The 20,096-nt window shown below is 44.1% G+C and carries 13 protein-coding genes and 1 pseudogene; 9 read left to right on the top strand and 5 right to left on the bottom strand.

The features are described from left to right. Positions 1 to 15 precede the first annotated feature (15 nt). From carB to FQ083_RS02820, 6 genes are all read left to right on the top strand, one after another. Complete coding sequence (carB, locus tag FQ083_RS02795) at positions 16 to 3,270, top strand: carbamoyl-phosphate synthase large subunit (RefSeq protein ID WP_149408799.1); 3,255 nt, start codon at positions 16 to 18, stop codon at positions 3,268 to 3,270. Positions 3,271 to 3,621: 351 nt separating this feature from the next. Further along, the gene (greA, locus tag FQ083_RS02800; RefSeq protein WP_011513174.1) at positions 3,622 to 4,098 is read left to right on the top strand and encodes a transcription elongation factor GreA; all 477 of its coding nucleotides are present in this window, start codon (positions 3,622 to 3,624) and stop codon (positions 4,096 to 4,098) included. 387 nt (positions 4,099 to 4,485) lie between these two features. Further along, positions 4,486 to 5,430 (top strand): hypothetical protein, encoded by a 945-nt coding sequence (locus FQ083_RS02805; protein WP_149408749.1) that lies wholly within the window; start codon positions 4,486 to 4,488, stop codon positions 5,428 to 5,430. A gap of 402 nt (positions 5,431 to 5,832) precedes the next feature. Beyond that, positions 5,833 to 7,101, top strand: coding sequence for a putative DNA modification/repair radical SAM protein (locus FQ083_RS02810; protein ID WP_149408750.1), 1,269 nt, complete (start codon positions 5,833 to 5,835; stop codon positions 7,099 to 7,101). 55 nt (positions 7,102 to 7,156) lie between these two features. Then, positions 7,157 to 8,041: a TIGR03915 family putative DNA repair protein gene (locus tag FQ083_RS02815; RefSeq protein ID WP_149408751.1), complete on the top strand. Its 885-nt coding sequence runs from the start codon at positions 7,157 to 7,159 to the stop codon at positions 8,039 to 8,041. Between the two features lie 152 nt (positions 8,042 to 8,193). Beyond that, complete coding sequence (locus tag FQ083_RS02820; protein WP_149408752.1) at positions 8,194 to 9,492, top strand: glycosyltransferase; 1,299 nt, start codon at positions 8,194 to 8,196, stop codon at positions 9,490 to 9,492. 208 nt (positions 9,493 to 9,700) lie between these two features. On the opposite strand, the gene FQ083_RS02825 is transcribed toward FQ083_RS02820, so the two are convergent. After that, a complete protein-coding gene (locus FQ083_RS02825) occupies positions 9,701 to 10,078 on the bottom strand; it encodes a cupin domain-containing protein (protein ID WP_227673000.1) in 378 nt (125 codons plus the stop codon). Positions 10,079 to 10,152: 74 nt separating this feature from the next. On the opposite strand from FQ083_RS02825, the pseudogene aguA reads away from it, so the two are divergent. Then, positions 10,153 to 11,220, top strand: a pseudogene (aguA, locus tag FQ083_RS02830) (agmatine deiminase). Between the two features lie 83 nt (positions 11,221 to 11,303). After that, complete coding sequence (locus FQ083_RS02835) at positions 11,304 to 12,677, top strand: NAD-dependent succinate-semialdehyde dehydrogenase (protein WP_149408753.1); 1,374 nt, start codon at positions 11,304 to 11,306, stop codon at positions 12,675 to 12,677. 96 nt (positions 12,678 to 12,773) lie between these two features. On the opposite strand, the gene FQ083_RS02840 is transcribed toward FQ083_RS02835, so the two are convergent. The 3 genes from FQ083_RS02840 to FQ083_RS02850 form a co-directional block, all read right to left on the bottom strand. Continuing rightward, complete coding sequence (locus tag FQ083_RS02840) at positions 12,774 to 14,216, bottom strand: APC family permease (RefSeq protein WP_133105330.1); 1,443 nt, start codon at positions 14,214 to 14,216, stop codon at positions 12,774 to 12,776. A 284-nt stretch (positions 14,217 to 14,500) separates the two neighbouring features. Then, complete coding sequence (gene gabT / locus FQ083_RS02845) at positions 14,501 to 15,760, bottom strand: 4-aminobutyrate--2-oxoglutarate transaminase (RefSeq protein WP_149408754.1); 1,260 nt, start codon at positions 15,758 to 15,760, stop codon at positions 14,501 to 14,503. A 155-nt stretch (positions 15,761 to 15,915) separates the two neighbouring features. After that, positions 15,916 to 17,382, bottom strand: a complete 1,467-nt coding sequence (locus FQ083_RS02850) for an NAD-dependent succinate-semialdehyde dehydrogenase (protein WP_149408755.1) — start codon at positions 17,380 to 17,382, stop codon at positions 15,916 to 15,918. 285 nt (positions 17,383 to 17,667) lie between these two features. Here FQ083_RS02850 and FQ083_RS02855 point away from each other — a divergent pair, with 285 nt between their 5' ends. After that, positions 17,668 to 18,426: an IclR family transcriptional regulator gene (locus FQ083_RS02855; RefSeq protein ID WP_149408756.1), complete on the top strand. Its 759-nt coding sequence runs from the start codon at positions 17,668 to 17,670 to the stop codon at positions 18,424 to 18,426. 184 nt (positions 18,427 to 18,610) lie between these two features. On the opposite strand, the gene FQ083_RS02860 is transcribed toward FQ083_RS02855, so the two are convergent. Beyond that, positions 18,611 to 19,882: a CaiB/BaiF CoA transferase family protein gene (locus FQ083_RS02860; protein WP_149408757.1), complete on the bottom strand. Its 1,272-nt coding sequence runs from the start codon at positions 19,880 to 19,882 to the stop codon at positions 18,611 to 18,613. Positions 19,883 to 20,096 lie beyond the last annotated feature (214 nt).

Below are 20,096 nucleotides of genomic sequence, written 5' to 3' on the forward strand. Positions count from 1 at the left end.
AAGGTAGCCCTAACTATGCCAAAACGTACCGACATAAAAAGCATTCTTATCATTGGCGCAGGCCCTATCGTCATCGGCCAAGCATGTGAGTTTGACTACTCAGGCGCGCAGGCGTGTAAAGCGCTAAAAGAAGAAGGCTACCGCGTCATCTTGGTCAACTCAAACCCTGCGACCATCATGACTGACCCAACCATGGCGGATGCGACCTATATCGAGCCGATTACGTGGCAGACGGTTGAGCAAATCATTGCTAAAGAGCGTCCTGACGCGATCTTGCCAACGATGGGTGGTCAGACCGCTCTAAACTGTGCCTTAGAGTTAGACAAGCACGGTGTATTAACCAAATATAACTGCGAATTGATTGGGGCAACCAAAGACTCTATCGAGATGGCAGAAGACCGTAACTTGTTCGATAAAGCCATGAAGCGTATTGGTCTTGAGTGTCCACGTGCTGAAACCGCTGAAACCATGGAAGAAGCATTTGCGACCCAAGAAAAAATGGGCTATCCGTGCATCATTCGTCCATCATTCACGATGGGCGGCTCAGGCGGCGGTATCGCTTATAACCGTGATGAGTTCATTGAAATCTGCGAGCGTGGCTTTGACTTATCGCCAAACCATCAATTGCTTATCGATGAGTCGCTCATCGGTTGGAAAGAATATGAGATGGAAGTGGTTCGTGACAAAAACGACAACTGCATCATCATTTGTGCGATTGAGAACTTTGACCCGATGGGCGTACATACCGGCGACTCAATCACGGTTGCTCCAGCACAAACGCTGACCGATAAAGAATATCAAATCATGCGTAATGCTTCACTAGCAGTACTGCGTGAGATTGGTGTCGAAACGGGCGGCTCAAACGTGCAATTCGGTATCAACCCTGAAACGGGTCGTATGGTCGTCATCGAAATGAACCCACGCGTATCACGTTCATCAGCATTGGCCTCAAAAGCCACGGGCTTCCCGATTGCAAAAATTGCGGCAAAATTAGCAATTGGCTATACCCTAGATGAATTGCAAAATGACATCACGGGCGGCAAAACCCCAGCCAGCTTTGAGCCTGCGCTTGATTATGTCGTCACTAAGATTCCTCGTTTTAACTTTGAGAAATTCCCACAAGCCGATAATGTATTATCAACGCAAATGAAGTCAGTTGGTGAAGTCATGGCGATTGGTCGTAACTTCCAAGAGTCGATGCAAAAAGCATTACGCGGTATGGAAACTGGCAATGATGGTTTTGATGAGCAAATTGACTTATCAAAAGTAAGTATTGAAAAAGCGCGTAGCGAAATCACCAACCGCTTAACCATTCCAACGCCTGAACGTATCTACTATATTGCTGATGCTTTTCGTATCGGCATGAGCGTCGATGACGTTTTCAAACTAACCAAAATCGACCCATGGTTCTTGGTACAAATCGAAGATATCGTAAAAACCGAAGCACAAGTTAAAGCGTTAGGTTTTGGCGGCTTAACTGAGCATAATTTACGCAGCTTTAAGCGTAAAGGCTTATCAGATTTGCGTTTGGCTAAGTTGCTTGGCGTCTCACAAAAGCAGCTACGTACCAAACGTTGGGACTTAAATGTCTATCCAGTTTATAAGCGTGTCGATACTTGTGCAGCAGAGTTTGCTACCAGCACCGCTTATATGTACTCAACATACGATAGCGAATGTGAAGCCAATCCTACCGATAACAAGAAAATCATGGTTATCGGCGGTGGTCCTAACCGTATCGGTCAAGGTATCGAGTTTGACTATTGCTGCGTACACGCGGCGCTTGCCATGCGCGAAGACGGCTACGAGACCATCATGGTCAACTGTAACCCTGAAACCGTTTCTACCGATTATGACACCTCTGACCGTCTCTACTTTGAGCCAATCACATTAGAAGACGTGTTAGAAATCGTCCGTATCGAAAATCCTGACGGCGTGATTGTACAGTTTGGTGGTCAAACGCCATTGAAGCTCGCCCGCGCGCTTGAAGCTGCTGGCGTTAAAATCATTGGTACCAGCCCTGATGCCATTGACCGTGCGGAAGACCGCGAACGCTTCCAACATATGATTCAGCAGTTGAATCTTGTGCAACCAACCAATGCCTTGGCGACGAGCTTAGAAGACGGTTTGGTCAAAGCAAAAGATGTTGGCTATCCGCTGGTTGTACGCCCATCCTATGTACTCGGTGGTCGCGCGATGGAAATCGTTTATAACGAAGATGAATTAAGACATTACTTGCGCACTGCGGTACAAGCATCAAATGAAGCGCCGGTTCTATTAGACCGCTTCTTAGATGATGCCATCGAAGTCGATGTCGACTGTGTTAGCGACGGTACAGATGTGGTGATTGGCGGTATCATGCAGCATATCGAACAAGCGGGTGTCCACTCTGGTGACTCAGCCTGTTCATTGCCTCCTTACTCGTTGTCTGATGAGCTGTGCGATGTGATGCGCGCACAAACCGTCGCCATGGCAAAAGAGCTTGGTGTTGTCGGCTTAATGAACGTCCAGTTTGCGGTAAAAGGTGAAACGGTTTACATCTTAGAAGTCAATCCACGTGCCGCGCGCACCGTACCGTTTGTCTCTAAATGTATCGGCACTTCTTTAGCACAAATCGCAGCACGCTGTATGGCTGGCACGTCGCTTAAAGACCAAGGCTTTACGAAAGAAATCGTTCCTGCATTCTTTGCGGTAAAAGAAGCCGTCTTCCCATTCGCTAAATTTCCTGGTGTTGACCCAATCTTGAGCCCTGAGATGAAATCGACTGGCGAAGTGATGGGCGTGGGTAAAACCTTTGGCGAAGCATTCTACAAAGCGGTTATCGGTAGTAATGAGCGTTTACCCGGTTTGCCAACTGAAGGTGAAACCAAAACCGTCTTTATTTCAGTACGTGATAGCGATAAAGAGCAAATTTCCCCTATCGCTCGTCAGCTGATTGACTTTGGCTTTAACATTGTAGCGACTACTGGTACGCAAGAAGTACTAAGTGACAATGGTATTGAATGCAAGCAAATTAACAAAGTCACCGAAGGTCGCCCACATATCGTTGATGCCTTAAAAAACGGCAAAATCGATATTATTATTAACACGACTGAAGGTAAGCAGGCACAAGAGGATTCTTTCTCTATCCGTCGTAGCGCGCTACAAGGCAAAGTGTTCTACGTCACGACTTTGGGTGCAGCAGATGCCGTTTGTAAATCTTATGCGATTGACCTACCTTTTGAGGTGTATAAATTACAAGATTTACATGAGCAAGCAAAGTCTATTGTATAGCTCTATTGACTTGGCTGAATAATTTCAGTAGATTAAGCATAACCGTTAGGCTTGCCTAGGAGCTTATTTGAGCATAGTGTAGCGTTTAATAATGTAGACCATGCTTGAAATAAAATTTAAATGATAGACCTAAAAAGCATAGTGGCTAAACTGCGACTATGCTTTTTATTACGTAAGCTTAAACACCCAGATTATTGAATTGATATCAATGAATGATAGCGACCTGACTGGTTACGCTGTCTGCATCATTATTCTTTTTTTATTTTATACCCATTGCAACAACTCTGACACCATCTCACTATTCACTAAGAGTAGGAGATGGTGCCCGTGTTATTGGTTTAAGGAAAAAACATGCAACGTTATCCCATGACTCCGCAAGGACATGCGGCTTTAGAAGCCGAATTAAAACAGTTAAAAAGTATTGACCGTCCTCGCATCACCGCCTCTATCGCTGAAGCGCGCGAACACGGTGATTTGAAAGAAAATGCTGAATATCATGCAGCGCGTGAACAGCAGGGATTTTGTGAAGCTCGTATCCGTGACATCGAAGCCAAACTTGGCGGTGCGCAAGTGATTGATCCTACGACGTTACCAAAAGATGGCCGTGTGATATTCGGCGTCAGCGTCGTTATTGAAAACATGGACACTGAAGAAGAAAAGCAGTACAAAATCGTTGGTGACGACGAAGCGGATTTCAAAGCCGGTAAAATCTCTGTTAACTCACCGATTGCGCGTGGTTTGATTGGTAAATCTGAGGGCGATGAAGCGCGTATTGAAACCCCAAAAGGTGTGGTTGAATACGAAATTATGAAAGTCATTTACGATTAATATAGTCGTCTTTTGTAGTGAATCAAATAGTAACTTTCTTAAGAAATTAGATAAAGTAAACCACACAAAAAGTCATCATTTATAGGATAGCAGTTACACAACGCTGCTTTTCTACCTAACTCGTTTTAGCGCATAATTCTTGAGTTGAGATTGCTAAGTGTATGCTTAGCAACTAATTAAAATAATCACGGATAAATCAATAGTTTGATAGGACGGTTTGACAGATAGCTTTTATCGTCTGGCTATTTACTACTATTATCAGTAATGCTGCCCCCGTTATTTGACCTCCCCTGCAGCGTCAATTAACGGGGGTTTTCTTATCTGGGCTTTCTTATTTAAGTGTTCTCTATTTTTGTGTTACTTATTATCATTTTAAAGGACTTTATTATGACCACCACTATTAATCGCTCATTCGTTGTGATGCAAAAAACAGCTACATTCACGGCGGTATCCACACTGTTGGCAGGCACTGTTATGGCTATGTCTGCTGCCAATGCCGCCACTGAAGTGACCGTTCTACCTTCTACGGGCGGTAGTACCACCGTGGTCGAGCAGTATTCTGATGGTAAAACAGCTGTCATTACTGCTACGCCTAATAGCATTGGTATGCAAGATGGCATGCCGTTTGCTGTGACGCAGGTTACCAATGTACCGCGCTACGTGGTTCGCCAAGTAGCCAGTAATGGTGTTAGTAATACTGTCGTCACTCAAGGTAGTGCGACTGTCACTAGCGTACCGGTGACCAACCAAATAACCAATCAAAGCAGTCGTGTTGATGTCATCGCAGTACCGACCAGTACTGTCACTCAAGTATTACCGACGACTCAAGTACTGCCTGTTACCACGGCAACTCAGCTGCCAGTCATAAATACGTCAGTAATCAATGCACCGATGATCACCACCCCTATGACAACAATTACTTCTATAGAAGCCTTGCAGCTCAAACCAACCTTTAGTACGCCTGATGTGGTCAACGCGCAAACCAAAGTTATGAAAATCCTGAAAAATAGCGATGGACGTGAAGTTGCAGTACCTGCCAACCATATCGCGCCTGGTGATGTGATTGAGTATCATACCGTTTATACCAATACCACAGCACAACCAGTGACTGATATCAATGCCATGGTTTCTTTGCCAAATGGCGTCAGAATGGTGTCATTGAACAGTCCACTACCAACGCTTGCGACCACTGGTGGCGATAGCTATCAAACTATCCAACAAGTTGGCAATACAGTAGTGGTAAAAGAAAATTACTCAGGTCTTAAATGGAACTTGGTAAATCTTAGTCCTAAAGCTGCACAGACTGTCGTGATACGCGCTAAAGTTCAATAAATACGGCAGTGAAGTTATAGTATTAAAACTTAAGAAATACTAAAACTAATAAAAGGTCTTGTTTGCTAAGTCTCTAGCCGGCAAGGCCTTTTTTGTGGCTATTCATAAACCATAGTAAAATACCTTAAAAACGTTACGGTACTGCTAGTATAATTTTCTGTAGCCTCTGTCTGCCTAGGCACAGCAAGCAAAAAAAATTAATACTAGCAGTACTCAATGCATCGATATTACTTTTCATTGACTATATTGCTTCAAATTTAAGCGCTTTTATAATCGTATAGTGCAGCTCAGAATAGGCGACAACAGTTGTCGTCTATCATTGCTATTTTACTCATAAATACAATGACTTAACGCTAATTTTGCTAAAATAGTCTTTCATTACTGACATGGTAAATACCGCTTATGGCAACCATCAATTATGAACGTCTACAAGGTAAGCTCAATATTTTAGCCGATGCGGCAAAGTATGATGTCTCTTGCTCATCCTCCGCTGGTACCCGCAAAAACCAAGGCGGGGGCCTTGGCGATGCCTCAGCAACCGGTATTTGTCACAGCTATACCGAAGATGGTCGCTGCGTCAGCCTCCTGAAAATCCTGCTGACCAATCATTGCATATATGATTGCGCTTATTGCACCTCGCGCAAAAGCAATGACACTCCGCGCGCTGCTTTTAGTGTTGAAGAAGTGGTTGATTTAACCATGCAGTTTTACCGCCGTAATTATATCGAAGGACTGTTTCTTAGCTCAGGTATCTTTAAAAGTGGTGATTATACGATGGAGCGACTGGTAGAGGTCGCTAAGATATTACGTACCCGTGAGCGTTTTAATGGTTATATTCATCTAAAGACCATTCCCGGAGCTTCAAAAGAATTATTATTAGAAGCTGGATTATATGCTGACCGTTTAAGCGTCAATATCGAAATTCCGACTAAATCAGGATTGGCGTTACTGGCACCAGAAAAATCTCACGAACAATTAAAAGCACCGATGGAGACGGTAAAAGAAGAAATCATCACCATTCGTGAGAGCCGTAAAACGCATAAAAAAGCGCCGAAATTTGTGCCTGCAGGTCAGACTAGCCAGATTATTGTTGGCGCAAGTAACGAGACCGACTTGCAAGTGATTCAGCTATCGAGTCATTTTTATAAACACTATGATTTAAAGCGAGTTTACTATTCTGGCTATGTGCCAATGCTATCTGACAGTCGCCTGCCAGCTATCGGTACGCCTGTGCCAATGATACGCGAAAACCGTCTCTATCAAGCGGATTGGCTGATGCGTTTTTATGGTTTTGGCGCGCACGAAATCGTTGAACCGGACTCGCCATTTTTAGATTTGGACTGCGACCCAAAGTTAGCATGGGCAATCCGCCACCGTGAGCATTTTCCGGTCAATATCCAAACAGCAAGTTATGAGATGATTGTACGTATTCCCGGTATCGGTACAAAAACGGCTAAGAAAATAGTCAAAGCCCGCAAGTTTAATCAGCTCACACTTTATCACTTGAAGAAAATGGGCGCGGCGGTCAATCGCGCCAAATACTTCATTGCAACTACTGGTAAAAACGAGCATCTCGCACACTTAACCCGTGACAACTTTCGTCAATATGTGCTGGCGCAAACGCAGACGAAATTTAAAGATCAACGCAGTGGACAGTTGGCTTTGTTTTAAATATCAAAATTATTGATAATTTAGCCACTATCATGAAGTTATCTTAGGACAAATAATGTCGCAATCACTATCAGAACTTGTCAAAAACCAAAATTACCAGCTGGGTCAATTGACGCCCAGTATTGTACTTTATGAGCCAAGTTTTGAGGGGTGGCTCAGTGCAGTATTTTACGTCTATTCCAATCACTTACAGGACGATACATCGCTACAGCTTATTGCGCAGGACTGTTATGTGCCGTCATTACTCGCTCACGCCATTAGTGTAGAGACCAATGCCAACCATGCCGAACGAGTACTTACGAAGTTGAATCAACTCCTAGGTCGCTCGGGTATGCGCAATTTACTTTGGGGTTTTTTGTCAGAAAAAGACAATATTGGTAGCACATTGTTTCAAGTGGTCAAATACGCTATTAACTACCCAAGTCGCCATATCATGGATGATTTGGGTAATCTCAATGTTTTAGAGCTCGTGCAAACGGTCAAGTCTGTCGGTCGTGAAAAACACCGCATGGAAGCCTTTGTACGCTTTGAGCATACAGTTGAAGACATTTACTTTGCCCGTGTTGAGCCGGATTTTAATGTTTTGCCTTTAATCGGAGAGCATTTTCGTCAGCGTTATCAAGATCAGCATTGGGCAATTTATGATTTGGCGCGTGGCTATGGTATTTATTATAACAAAAGTCAAAGCACGCCCAAGCGCCCCGCAGCCCTGCAAACCATTACTGAGCTTGATGAGGCAGTACTGCGCAATCCTGCCAGCATTCATAGCGAAGATGAGCAACGTTATCAGCGTTTTTGGCAAGGCTATTTTACCAACGTCAATATCAAAGAGCGTAAAAATCCACGTTTGCACAAGCAATATTTACCGCAGCGCTATTGGAAATACTTGAGTGAAAAACAAGTCCTGCCAAATGCGCCGCACCTCAAAAAACAGCGCTAAATATTTGATTACTGTTATTTATATTATCTGTATTTATTGACGACAAATAATAGTCATCGTCCCATGCTATCTTTTTATCTTGGTGGTTGAGTTTTAGACGCTTTTCACTGACAATAGCAGCTTGATATCCTCTAATAGTGACTCACGCCATTATGAAAGTTATGCGTTTACTGTCGTCTTTGAAGCATGATGAATCCGAGCGCGGTATTTTTCATCTTGGGCGTGCTTTGGTTAAAAACGAGCATACCTCAATTATTATCTCTAGCGCTAATGAAGACAATGACTTGGTCAGACGCCTAAAGCGTGATGGCAACCATTATCATCAGTTATATATGAACAAAAAGTCTTGGCTGTCCTTGTTACAGGTCGCGCCACTGCGCCGCCTGATTGAAAAATATGACCCTGATATCATCCATGTGCATTCGCGGACACCAGCATGGGTACTGCATTTAGCGCTGCGCCGTGCACGGGTAAAACGTCGACCAAAACTGGTATCGACCATGTATGGCTTCTATCCTATTAATAAATACTCACAAGCCTTGCTTGATGTTCACACCATTATTACTGTGTCTGATAGTGTGACTGATTACTTAAAAAAAGGGCTGCGCCGTGAGGAGCTGGACCCCAGAGTCATTAAACGTATCTACCGCGGTGTTGATACGCGGCGTTATCCTTATCGTCATAATCCATCAGTATATTGGCTACGTCATACTTTTGCTGAATACCCTGAGCTTGAGAATAAAAAATGGCTAGTATTTCCAACCATTATCGGTAAGGAATATGGTCAAGAATGGCTGATTGATATCTTGGGCAATCTTCAAGAGCAGTTCCCCAATATCCATGCCATTATTATGGATGATGATTATCGCGCAGGCGATGTCGCCCATGAAGATTTTCGTCAACGCAGCAATACTTTGGGACTAGCCGATCGTATCACTTATGTCGGCAGCAAACGTAATGATATGCGTGAGTGGTTGTCAGCGGCCAATGTCGTCATGGCACTTGCCAATCAGCCTGAATCTATCGGCATTAATGCCTTACAAGCCATTCATTTGGGTACGCCTGTCATTGGCTGGGATCAAGCGGCATTTAGTGAAATTCTGCGCCCACTCTATCCGCAAGGTTTGGTCAGAAAATACAATGCCAACGCACTGTGCAAAGCGGTGCGCAATCAGTTAGAAAGTGTGACTCGCCCTGAGATGACCAACAAATTTACCATGCGTGAGATGATTGATGAGACAATAGGCGTCTATAAAAATCTGCATGAGCAGGCATTAGCAGAAGAAAAAGCGGCAGCGGATGCTTTAGCCGTAAGAAGACACAAAAAAGTCTTTGGCGTGACTTCTGAGCCCATCATTAATAAAAAAACAGCCAATAAAGTCAGGTTGGTCAAAGACAAACCCAACACATCTTATAGTACTAAAGTAACAGAAGAGCCAAACGATGCTTAATTGGCGTCATTTCTAATTTGACTTCTTGCCTATCTATTATTAACTTTCCTCTTATCAGCTTGCTTCAAAGACACATATAAAAAACGCTACTTTCTAGTAGAAAATAGCGTGAGTAAAAGGCAATCCTGTATGTTCAATAATCATACGCTTTTGAAAATGCATTAATATATGGACTTATCACTGTATAAAAGCTTGTGCTGATTTTTGTTCAGTACGTCGTTGGCGTATGCGCACTAACGATACGAGTCACGCCATCAGTAGGATTGATAAAAGTATGCGGTTTAATCGTATCGATCACATAACTGTCACCTTCATTTAATAAGTAGGTGGTCTCTTCAATACGAATCAACACTTTACCTTCGATGACGGTACCGATTTCTTCACCTTCATGAGCAATTTTTTCTTCCGTTGAGCTGTTTGGCTGATAAGTCTCGATCAAAAAACCCAGATTCTTGGTGGTGCTACAGTTATATACCTGCTTTAGAGACACTCTACTGCTCGGCTCGCTCAGCTCTATCAAATCTTTTGGCGTGACCACCACTCGAGCTTTAGGCTCTTTCCACTCATCGCTAAAAAAAGTCGTCAAATAAGGTGCTCTATATGTCATTATTACCGAACCGATTAATCACTGGCTCAATACCACAACAAGACGGCTTTTACATGCCAGCAGAATTTGAGCCGATACAAAAAATATGGATGGTATGGCCTTACCGTGCTGATAATTGGCGACAGCAAGCACTTCCTGCTCAGAAAGCTTATGCCAATGTTGCACTGGCAATTAACAGATTTTGTGAAATTGGCATACTGGTCAATCCTGATGACTATCAATCATGCCGCGATAGTCTACCTGCTGATATCGACGTCATATCCATGCCCAGCAACGATGCTTGGGCGCGTGATACTGTCCCGACATTTTTAATCAATGAAGCAGGTGAGCTACGCGCTTGTGATTGGACATTCAATGCATGGGGCGGCGACTATGACGGGCTATACTCGCCGTAGGATGACGATGATAAGCTGGCTGAACGCTTATGTGACCATTTAGATACCAAACGCTATCGAACGGATGACTTTGTGATGGAAGGCGGTGCATTTCATGTCGATGGTGAAGGCACGGTTCTGACTACGCGCATGTGTCTGCTAAGCCCAGGGCGCAACCCGCACCTAACCGAAGCTCAAATTGAAGACAAGCTAAAAGCCTATCTCAATGTACAAAAAGTGCTGTGGATTGATGACGGTATTGATCCTGATGAGACTACAGGTCACATTGACGATATCGCTTGCTTTGCGCGCCCTGGTGAAGTGGTTTGCTTGTTTACTGACGACCCTAAGCATCCGTTTTATGAAGCCACGCAAAAAGCCTATGAGCAGCTCTCAAATATGACTGATGCAAAAGGCAGACGTTTAAAAGTCCATAAGCTTTGCTGTACCAAAAACTCTGTCACCTTGCCTGAACATTATGATATTGAACAATCTGATGATGCCAAGGCGCGCTTAACGGGTGACGTCTGTATTGCCTCATATGCCAATTTTTTAATTTGTAATGACGCTGTCATCGTACCGCAATATGATGATATAAATGATGCACTCGCTATCGAGCAGCTTGAAAAAGTCTTTCCTCAACATCAGGTAGTGGGAGTACGAACGAAAGAGATTGTGTTTGGTGGCGGCAATATTCATTGCATTACGCAGCAGCAACCAAAATCATCAATTAAAAGCAGCAACTAAAAGTATTAACTAAAAGCAGCCGCATAAAAATATAGACCCAAATGGATTTTGAACCCAATAATATTTTAAAAAAGGACATAACTATGAGCGATTATCAAGTTAATAACCCAGCCACTGGTGAAGTAGAAGCCACTTACCCTACCGCCACTGAACAAGATATCCAAAACGCTATTGAACAAGCAAATAATGCTTATCAAGACTGGCAAAAGACCTCGCTTAGCGAACGTAGTGCATTATTAAATAAAATAGCTGACATCTATATTGAGCGCCAAGATGAGCTAGCACGTATCGTTGCCAACGAAATGGGCAAGCCTCTCGCACAAGCAAAGGGTGAGCTCCAACTGGTTGCTCAAATTTATCGCTATTATGCAGATAACGGTGAGCAACTATTAGCACCAAATACCATTGATGTGGATCAAGGTTCTGCCTCAGTAGAAAAGCTCCCAGTTGGCGTTTTACTTGGCATCATGCCATGGAACTACCCGCATTATCAGGTGGCTCGTTTTGTGGCACCAAACGTGATGGCAGGTAACACCATTATCTTAAAACATGCGCCGCAGTGCCCTAACACCGCAGAAGTTATCGTCGATATTCTAAAAGACGCCGGCTTACCTAGTGGCGTGTATAACAATGTCTTCGCTACCAACGATCAAGCAGCGACTATTATTGAAGACACCAGAGTGCAAGGCGTCTCGTTGACAGGTTCTGAACGTGCAGGACAAGCAGTTGCAAAAGTAGCTGGTGGCGCCCTCAAAAAGGTCGTTTTAGAGCTTGGTGGCTCCGATGCCTTTATCGTCGCAGCGGATGCTGACATCGAGCAGGCCGTACAAGGTGCAATCGTAGGTCGTTTTGGTAACACTGGACAGGCTTGTAATGCTGCTAAACGCTTAATCATCGTCGAAAGCGTGTACGACCAGTTTGTTAAAGGCTTTACCGACGCCGTGCGTGGCATGACCCTAGCTGATCCACAAAATGAAGATACTTTCATTGGCCCTATGTCTTCGAAGGCGGCAGCAAATAATTTGCAAGAGCAGTTAGACAGTGCTGTCAAAGCCGGTGCAACGGTATTAGTCGAGGGTGGCATCGTTAAAGACAAGCCAGGTGCTTGGTTTGCCCCTGCGGTATTGGCAGATGTTGATGACTCAATGGATGTCTATCGTCAGGAGCTATTCGGTCCTGTCGCCGTTATCTACAAAGCGAATGACATTGCGCATGCAATCAAAATTGCCAATGATGTACCATTTGGTCTAGGTGCTTCCATTCAAACTCAAGACGCAGCATTGGCAGCAGAGATTGCTGAGCAATTAGATGTCGGTATGGTGACTATCAACGCGCCTTCTGGTAGTGAGGCCAATACCCCATTCGGCGGCGTTAAACGCTCTGGATTTGGTCGCGAGCTTGGTACCCTTGGTATCACTGAATTTTTAAACTATAAGTTGATTCGTGACAAATCGTAATCGATAGTGTTTTTCTTAGATAAACAAAAAGCCTAACATTTAATGTTAGGCTTTTTGTTGAATGATCATTGATGAAAAAATATCTTATCGAAAAACTTAGCGCTTAGGTGGGTTATCTTTTAACCACAATTGATTGACGATTTTTAATTCACGTAGCTCTTCTGCCATAATCGATTCACTAATACCTGGATATTTAATCCTTGCATAGCTATATAACACAATACCTAAGACGGTCCAGCCAAAGAAAATCCACCATTCAACAGCAGTCAGTGCTGATGGCATACCTGGCATATATAGCATCAATAAACCAAAGCTAAGCGCAATCGTTATCATACCGACAAGCTTACCTGCTGGTATCTTAAAGGGACGTACCATATCAGGCTCGCGGTAGCGTAGTACCAAGAATGAAATAGCAACACAGGTATAGGCAATGACGATACCAAAACCACCAGCATCAACGATCCAAACCAACATCTTGCGACCAAATAAAGGTGCTAGCGTTGCTAAACCACCAATGAGGAGAATCGCATTCGAAGGTGTATTGTATTTTGGATGTAACTTACCTAAAAAAGCTGGCAACATGCGCGCTTTTGACATCGCATAAAGTAGACGACTACCACCAATTAAGAACGCATTCCAGCTTGATAAAATACCCAGTACACCGCCGATAACCAGTAAAATACCTGCCCATTTGCCTTGCCAAGCATTGGTCATGGCATCAGCTGTGGCTAAGGTTGAGCTTTCTGCTTGTACCAGTGGCAACGTCGTGCCCACGCTCCAAGCGATACCCACATACCACATCACCGCAACGACGATAGAGATAATCAAAAACTTACCGATATTAGGACGAGTTAAATCAATCTCTTCTGCCGCTTGTGGAATAACGTCAAAACCCACGAACATAAAGGGCACCATGACAATGACGGCCATCATGCCACCGACACCACCAATGAAGGCTGGCGATTGTATTGCTGTAGAGGTTTCAGGGTTATAAAGCACTGCACCAATAAATAGCAAGGTTCCGACGAATAAAATACCTAGTACTGCAGTTTTTTGGAACCATGCACTGACTTCCATACCGCGTATGTTTAGCCACGTTACAATGACGGAGCCCAGCATCCCAACCCCTACCCATGTGGCATAAACATCCCATCCAGCAATGGTCCAGAGATAACCTTGATTATAATTAGGAATAAAATATTCTACGACTGTCGGCAAGGCAACTGCCTCAAAGGCGACCACAGAGAAATAACCAAATAGGATACTCCATGAACAGATAAAGGAGACATTGACTCCCAGCGCGCGATGGGTATAAGTATGCTCACCACCAGTGATGGGCATCGATGCCGCAAGCTCAGCATAAGTCACACCAATCAGTATCACTGCCAGCCCACCTATAAAGAATGCCAACATCGCACCCCAAGTACCAGCAGATAAAATCCAACCGCCCGCCAAGACGACCCAGCCCCAACCGACCATTGCACCAAATGCTAAGGCGATAACATCTAGCGTCCCTAACGATTTTTTTAATTCAGACATAACTTGCTCCTTGTCCGTGCTTCATCCGTGTGAATCTTTTTTCATTACACTTAGAGTGACACTGTATTTTATATAACAGGGTTTTATTTAACAGGGCATTGCCCCTCATGTTTATCTTTCCATACTTCTCAGCCGAGAAGCTCGATAGTATTTTTAATATCTCGATAGCGGAGACAACAACGGCGTCTTGACTTGCAAGGCGCCGTTGTACCAACACTGTTTAGGATTTGACTATAAACACAGCCCAACCTTTAGCACTTGTTATCCTTTAAGCTATCAAATACTTAGGCAGTCAAAATACCTTTGATGATATCAAGACCTTCTTGTAGCACTTCATCTTCAACCGTCAATGGCACCATCACACGAATGGCATTGCCATGCATACCGCAAGATGCTAGTAATAAACCTTGCTCAAATGATTTCGCTTTTAGGTTAGTCGTCGCTTCAACGTCAGGCTTACCATCACTATCGATTAATTCAAACGCGAGCATGGCGCCTTTATGGCGAATATGTCCGATACTACTTAAGTTTAAGCCCTTTAAAAATGACTCAATTTTGTCGCCAATTTCAATACTACGCTCAAGTAGGTTTTCCTCTTCGATGACTTCGATGACTGCTAAAGCGGCTACACAAGCAAGTGGGTTACCAGCATAAGTACCACCCAAGCCACCTACTTGCGGGGCATCCATAATATCGGCACGACCAATAACGGCAGAAATAGGATAACCACCTGCCAAGCTCTTGGCACTGGTCATTAGATCTGGCTCAACGCCCAATTGTTCACAGGCAAACAACGTACCCGTACGCGCAAAACCACACTGTACTTCATCAAAGATTAGGACGATGCCGTGCTCATCACAGATATCGCGTAAAGACTTAGCAAATGATGGCGTGACTTGATGGAAGCCACCCTCACCTTGTACTGGCTCGATAATCATCGCCGCCACTTCACTAGGATCGATATCCGCTTGGAAAATCATCTCAAGGCTATGCAATGCTTGTTCTTCAGTAACATTCAGCTCATCGCATGGGAATAGTGCATGGAATACAGGCCCTGGCATCGGACCAAAGTTCTTTTTGTATGGCAATACTTTACCAGTCAAGCTCATGCACATAAGCGTGCGGCCATGCCAACCGCCAACGAAAGAAATCACACCTGGACGACGGGTTTTTGCACGAGCAATTTTGATACAGTTTTCAACCGCTTCTGCACCAGTGGTCAAGAAGAACGCTTTGGTGTCGCCACTGATAGGCGCTTTTTCGCAAAGTTTTTCGGCAAGATCGACATAGCATTCATAGTTAATCATTTGCGCAGCAGTATGGGTGAATTTGTCTAGCTGCTCGTGCACACGCTGCGTGATTTTTGGATGACTGTGACCGGTATTTAGTACTGAGATGCCGCCAACGAAATCGATATAACGATTGCCTTCAATATCCCAAACTTCTGAGTTTTTTGCTTTTTCGGCAAAGATAGGAAAAGCCACACCCAGTCCGGTTGGCAATACCGCTTTACGGCGTGCAAGTAATGATTGATTGGTACTCATAAGAATGTCCTTTTCTTTCTTTTTACGTAGATGCCAGTGAAGTGATGGCGGTTTATAGAGTAAATTACAGTTGGGATTCATAGTACTGAACCCCGTTTCGCGCTATGTGACAATTAAATATGTGACCATTAAAATAGAATATAAAACTGAAAAGCTTAGCTGACGTCAGAACACCAGTATTTGGTCACAACATATTCTTCGATGCCGTATTTTGAACCTTCACGACCAAAACCAGATTGTTTGACGCCGCCAAATGGTGCTACTTCTGTTGAGAGCATGCCCGTATTATGTCCAACCATGCCATACTCAAGACCTTCGGTCACGCGCCAAGCACGCGCATAGTCGCTACTATAAAAATAAGCTGCTAGACCGTAGATAGTGTCGTTGGCTGCGCGAATAACTTCTTCTTCAGATGAGAAAGTAAAGACTGGCGCGATAGGACCAAATATCTCTTCGCTGGCAATATCCATATCAGCGCTGATATCGGTGATAACAGTTGGGTTGTAAGCAAGGGCTGACGCATTGTTCGTACTGCCACCAGCAATCAGGGTTGCGCCTTTGTCTAGCGCATCTTTTAGTAGCGCTTGTACTTTTTGTAAGGCTTTTTCATTAATCAAAGGACCAACGTTGACCCCTTCTTCCATGCCATTACCGACTTTTAGCTCAGCGACTTTTTTGATAAAGATATCTAAGAATTCATCTTTAATGCTGTCTTGAACATAAACACGGTTGGCACACACACAGGTTTGACCGGCGTTACGGTATTTAGAGGCGATTAGACCTTCAGCAGCTTTTTCAAGATCGGCATCATCAAAAACGATAAACGGTGCATTGCCGCCAAGCTCTAATGACAGCTTTTTAATCGTTGGAGCACACTGCGCCATTAAGGTGCGACCGACTTCGGTAGAGCCTGTGAATGATAGCTTGTGAATGCGAGCATCGCCGGTAAGAATATCGCCGATAACAGATGATTTGCCGGTCACAACTTGGATAACGCCTGCAGGAATACCTGCTTGCTCAGCCAATGCACCGAGTGCTAAGGCAGAAAATGGTGTTTCAGTCGCAGGTTTGATAATGATGGTACAGCCTGCTGCTAGTGCAGGAGCTGCTTTACGCGTGATCATCGCCGCTGGAAAGTTCCAAGGCGTGATGGCAGCACAAACGCCAACGGGCTGTTTTAATACCACATAGCGTAATTGCGAGTTGGTTGCAGGAATGACATCACCATAAACACGCTTGCCTTCTTCTGCAAACCAGCGGATAAAGCTATTGGCATAACCAATCTCGCCGCGTGATTCAGCCAAAGGCTTGCCCTGCTCGGCGGTCATGATAATGGCCAAATCTTCTTTGTTGGCATCGATAAGATCTGCCCATTTTTGCAGCAGCTGCGCGCGTTCTTGTGGGGTTTTAGCGGCCCAAGTGATTTGAGCTTCGTGAGAGTAAGTAACAGCATCATTGACATCAGCGGTCGTCAAGCTTGGCACCGTACCGATAACATCGCCGTTGAATGGATTGCTCACTTCAATAGTGGCATCATCATTGGCACCGTGCCATCCGTCTTTGATAAGACACTGCTGTTTGATCAAATCTGGGTTTGAGAGATTTAGGGTCGTATTTAGCATCGTAACACTCCATGTTTGTCGCTATTACTTATTTATTATTTATAAAGCTATCTAACGTTGGCATAAGCTTGTCTTTTTAAACAGCTATTAAACCAATGAAAAATTGACGTAAGCAGTCAGTAATAATGATTGATAATATATGCACTGTTCAATATACTGAACAGATATTCCATATATGAGACATCATTATAAGAACGATGCGATACTCTTTGCAACCGTTATTTTGATAGTTCTCGAACATATTTTTTATTTTTACTTTTCAACTGACATTTTAATAGGCAACTTATGAGTACCAGCGCCGTTCCTGCTCTAGACAAAACGTTTCAAATTCTGGATTTAATCACGGCAAGCAAGCAGCCCTTAACGGCAGCTTATATTGCAAAAGAGTTAAAGCTACCACGTAGCTCAACGCATAATATTTTGCAAAGCCTACTTACCAAGCATGTCATCTATAAGGATAGCGAAGGGCGCTTTCACTTAGGGTCTTACTTGCTATATTGGGCGGGTAAATACGAGCAGCAGCAAGGGGTGGTGCAGTTATTTAAAGACCTTATCATGCAATATCCTATCCTGTTACAGCACACCGTCACCCTGTCCAAAATGGATTTGGGCGAAGTGGTTTTTTTAGCATGTCATGAAGCACCAGCTCCGCTTGGTTTTACTTTCCGTGCTGGTGTGCGCGTACCAGCAGTATTTTCTGCCACGGGCAAAGCTATGCTTTCAACCTTGCCCATGCATAATATCAAATCACTTTATGAAGGTATCTTTCCAGAGCCAATGACACCTAACGGAGTTACCAACTTTGAAACTTTAGCGGATGAAATTGCTGCCATACAGCAGAGCCGTATTTCACTGGATGATGGGCAATTGCGTGATGGTATGTATTGCTTAGGGACTTACATACGCAATGCGTCGGGCAATGCGGTTGCGGGTATGGCAGTCAGCTTTTTACAAGCAGAATATGAGTCCAAGCGTGCTGAGGTCAGTGCTGTACTGATTGAATTGGCGAAGCAAATTGAACAGCGTTTAGGTTTCATTGATTAGCAATAAAACCTAAACGCTACTATTTCCTTGTTTAAAGAAAGAAAAATTTATACCAGTAGCACTTTATGATATTTGTACTTATTTTATTTAGGGCTGACTATAAGCCCTGACAAAAACGCCTGCAAATTGTCATTGAGCTTTTGCAGGTAATAGCCGCCTTCGACCAAGACAATTAGGGGTTTAATCAAACAATCCCATCAGCTTTCAATTTGGCGATCATATCGCTGTCATAGCCCAAATTACTAAGCGTGCTGTCAGTATGCTCGCTCAAACGCGGTGGCGGTGTACGATAAGTGACAGGCGAGCCTGAGAGTTTAATGGGGCTACCAAGTGCTCTTACCGGACTGCCTTGCGCGGCAAAATTAACAATCATCCCTCGTGCCATCGCCTGCGGCATAGCCAAAGCTTCTGCAACATTATGAATAGGACCGCAAGGAATACCTGCCTCATGCAAGCGCGTAAGCCAATATGCACGTGGATGCTCGGCAAATGCGTTTATGAGCCACTCACAAATCAGCTCACGATGGGCAACGCGTTGAGGGTTGGTCGCAAAACGACTGTCAGTATGCCACTCTACGGATAACATCTGGCATAGTCTGGCAAATTGACTGTCATTACCGCAGGCTAAAATGAAATGCTCCTCCCCTGCACCGGCAAACACTTGATAAGGAACGATGTTAGGGTGACCATTGCCCAGTCTCGGCGGTACCTCACCAGATGCCAAATGATTCATACCAACATTGGCGAGCATTGCCAGCGCACTGTCTAGTAACGCGACATCGACATGTTGACCCATTCCAGTATGCTGGCGCGCTATTAACGCCGCTTGAATACCAATCGTCAGCTGCAAACCTGCAAACAAATCTACCACTGCCACGCCAACTTTATGCGGTTCGCCATCAGTAGGTCCAGTGATGCTCATTAGCCCTGACAAACCTTGAATAATATAGTCATAGCCCGGAAGTTCAGCATCGGGACCTGTTTGCCCAAAGCCCGTTAGTGAGGCATAAATCAGACGTGGATTGCTTTGCTTTAGACTCTCATAGTCCAAACCATATTTTTTCAGACCGCCAACTTTAAAGTTTTCTACCACGATATCGCTTGTTTCAGCGAGCTGCTTAATGATGGTTTGTCCAGCAGGCGTGGTGATATCGACCGTAAGGGATTTTTTATTGCGATTAATGGTAGCGTAATAAGCGGATGTATCATCGCTGAATTTTGGCGGCGCCCAATGACGGGTTTCATCACCGATATGTGGACGCTCAACCTTGATCACATCGGCACCAAGGTCGGCGAGCACTTGAGTGCAAGAAGGACCTGCCAATACCCGCGACAAATCAAGCACCTTGATACCATATAATGCGCCTTGTGATACAGCATCAGTCGCAATATCAGCGGTAGCATTATTAGTAAAGTTGGCTTGTTCAGGCTGTTGTGTCGTTGTAGTGACAGTCATAATAATCCCTTATTGATAACGTATTTTTTATAATGATAAAAATGATAAGACAGTGCCTAGTCCTCATTTATCTAATTCTTTAGAACTACTGCTAAACCAGATATAAATGAGGACTAATAACTAAAAAACGCACGCTACTGCTTATCAAGTGCTTCGTAAGAAGCACAACAGTAACGTACGTTAATGGTCGGGAAATTAGCTAATACTTATTAGC

The sequence above is a fragment of the Psychrobacter sp. ANT_H59 genome, from assembly GCF_008369225.1.
In the GTDB taxonomy this organism is placed as follows: Bacteria; Pseudomonadota; Gammaproteobacteria; order Pseudomonadales; family Moraxellaceae; genus Psychrobacter; species Psychrobacter cryohalolentis.

What these genes read in the sequence shown, in the direction of transcription:
- carB (WP_149408799.1), top strand. Translation starts at nt 16, where the DNA reads ATGCCAAAACGTACCGACATAAAAAGCATTCTTATCATTGGCGCAGGC.
- greA (WP_011513174.1), top strand. Translation starts at nt 3,622, where the DNA reads ATGCAACGTTATCCCATGACTCCGCAAGGACATGCGGCTTTAGAAGCC.
- FQ083_RS02805 (WP_149408749.1), top strand. Translation starts at nt 4,486, where the DNA reads ATGACCACCACTATTAATCGCTCATTCGTTGTGATGCAAAAAACAGCT.
- FQ083_RS02810 (WP_149408750.1), top strand. Translation starts at nt 5,833, where the DNA reads ATGGCAACCATCAATTATGAACGTCTACAAGGTAAGCTCAATATTTTA.
- FQ083_RS02815 (WP_149408751.1), top strand. Translation starts at nt 7,157, where the DNA reads ATGTCGCAATCACTATCAGAACTTGTCAAAAACCAAAATTACCAGCTG.
- FQ083_RS02820 (WP_149408752.1), top strand. Translation starts at nt 8,194, where the DNA reads ATGAAAGTTATGCGTTTACTGTCGTCTTTGAAGCATGATGAATCCGAG.
- FQ083_RS02835 (WP_149408753.1), top strand. Translation starts at nt 11,304, where the DNA reads ATGAGCGATTATCAAGTTAATAACCCAGCCACTGGTGAAGTAGAAGCC.
- FQ083_RS02840 (WP_133105330.1), bottom strand. Translation starts at nt 14,216, where the DNA reads ATGTCTGAATTAAAAAAATCGTTAGGGACGCTAGATGTTATCGCCTTA.
- gabT (WP_149408754.1), bottom strand. Translation starts at nt 15,760, where the DNA reads ATGAGTACCAATCAATCATTACTTGCACGCCGTAAAGCGGTATTGCCA.
- FQ083_RS02850 (WP_149408755.1), bottom strand. Translation starts at nt 17,382, where the DNA reads ATGCTAAATACGACCCTAAATCTCTCAAACCCAGATTTGATCAAACAG.
- FQ083_RS02855 (WP_149408756.1), top strand. Translation starts at nt 17,668, where the DNA reads ATGAGTACCAGCGCCGTTCCTGCTCTAGACAAAACGTTTCAAATTCTG.
- FQ083_RS02860 (WP_149408757.1), bottom strand. Translation starts at nt 19,882, where the DNA reads ATGACTGTCACTACAACGACACAACAGCCTGAACAAGCCAACTTTACT.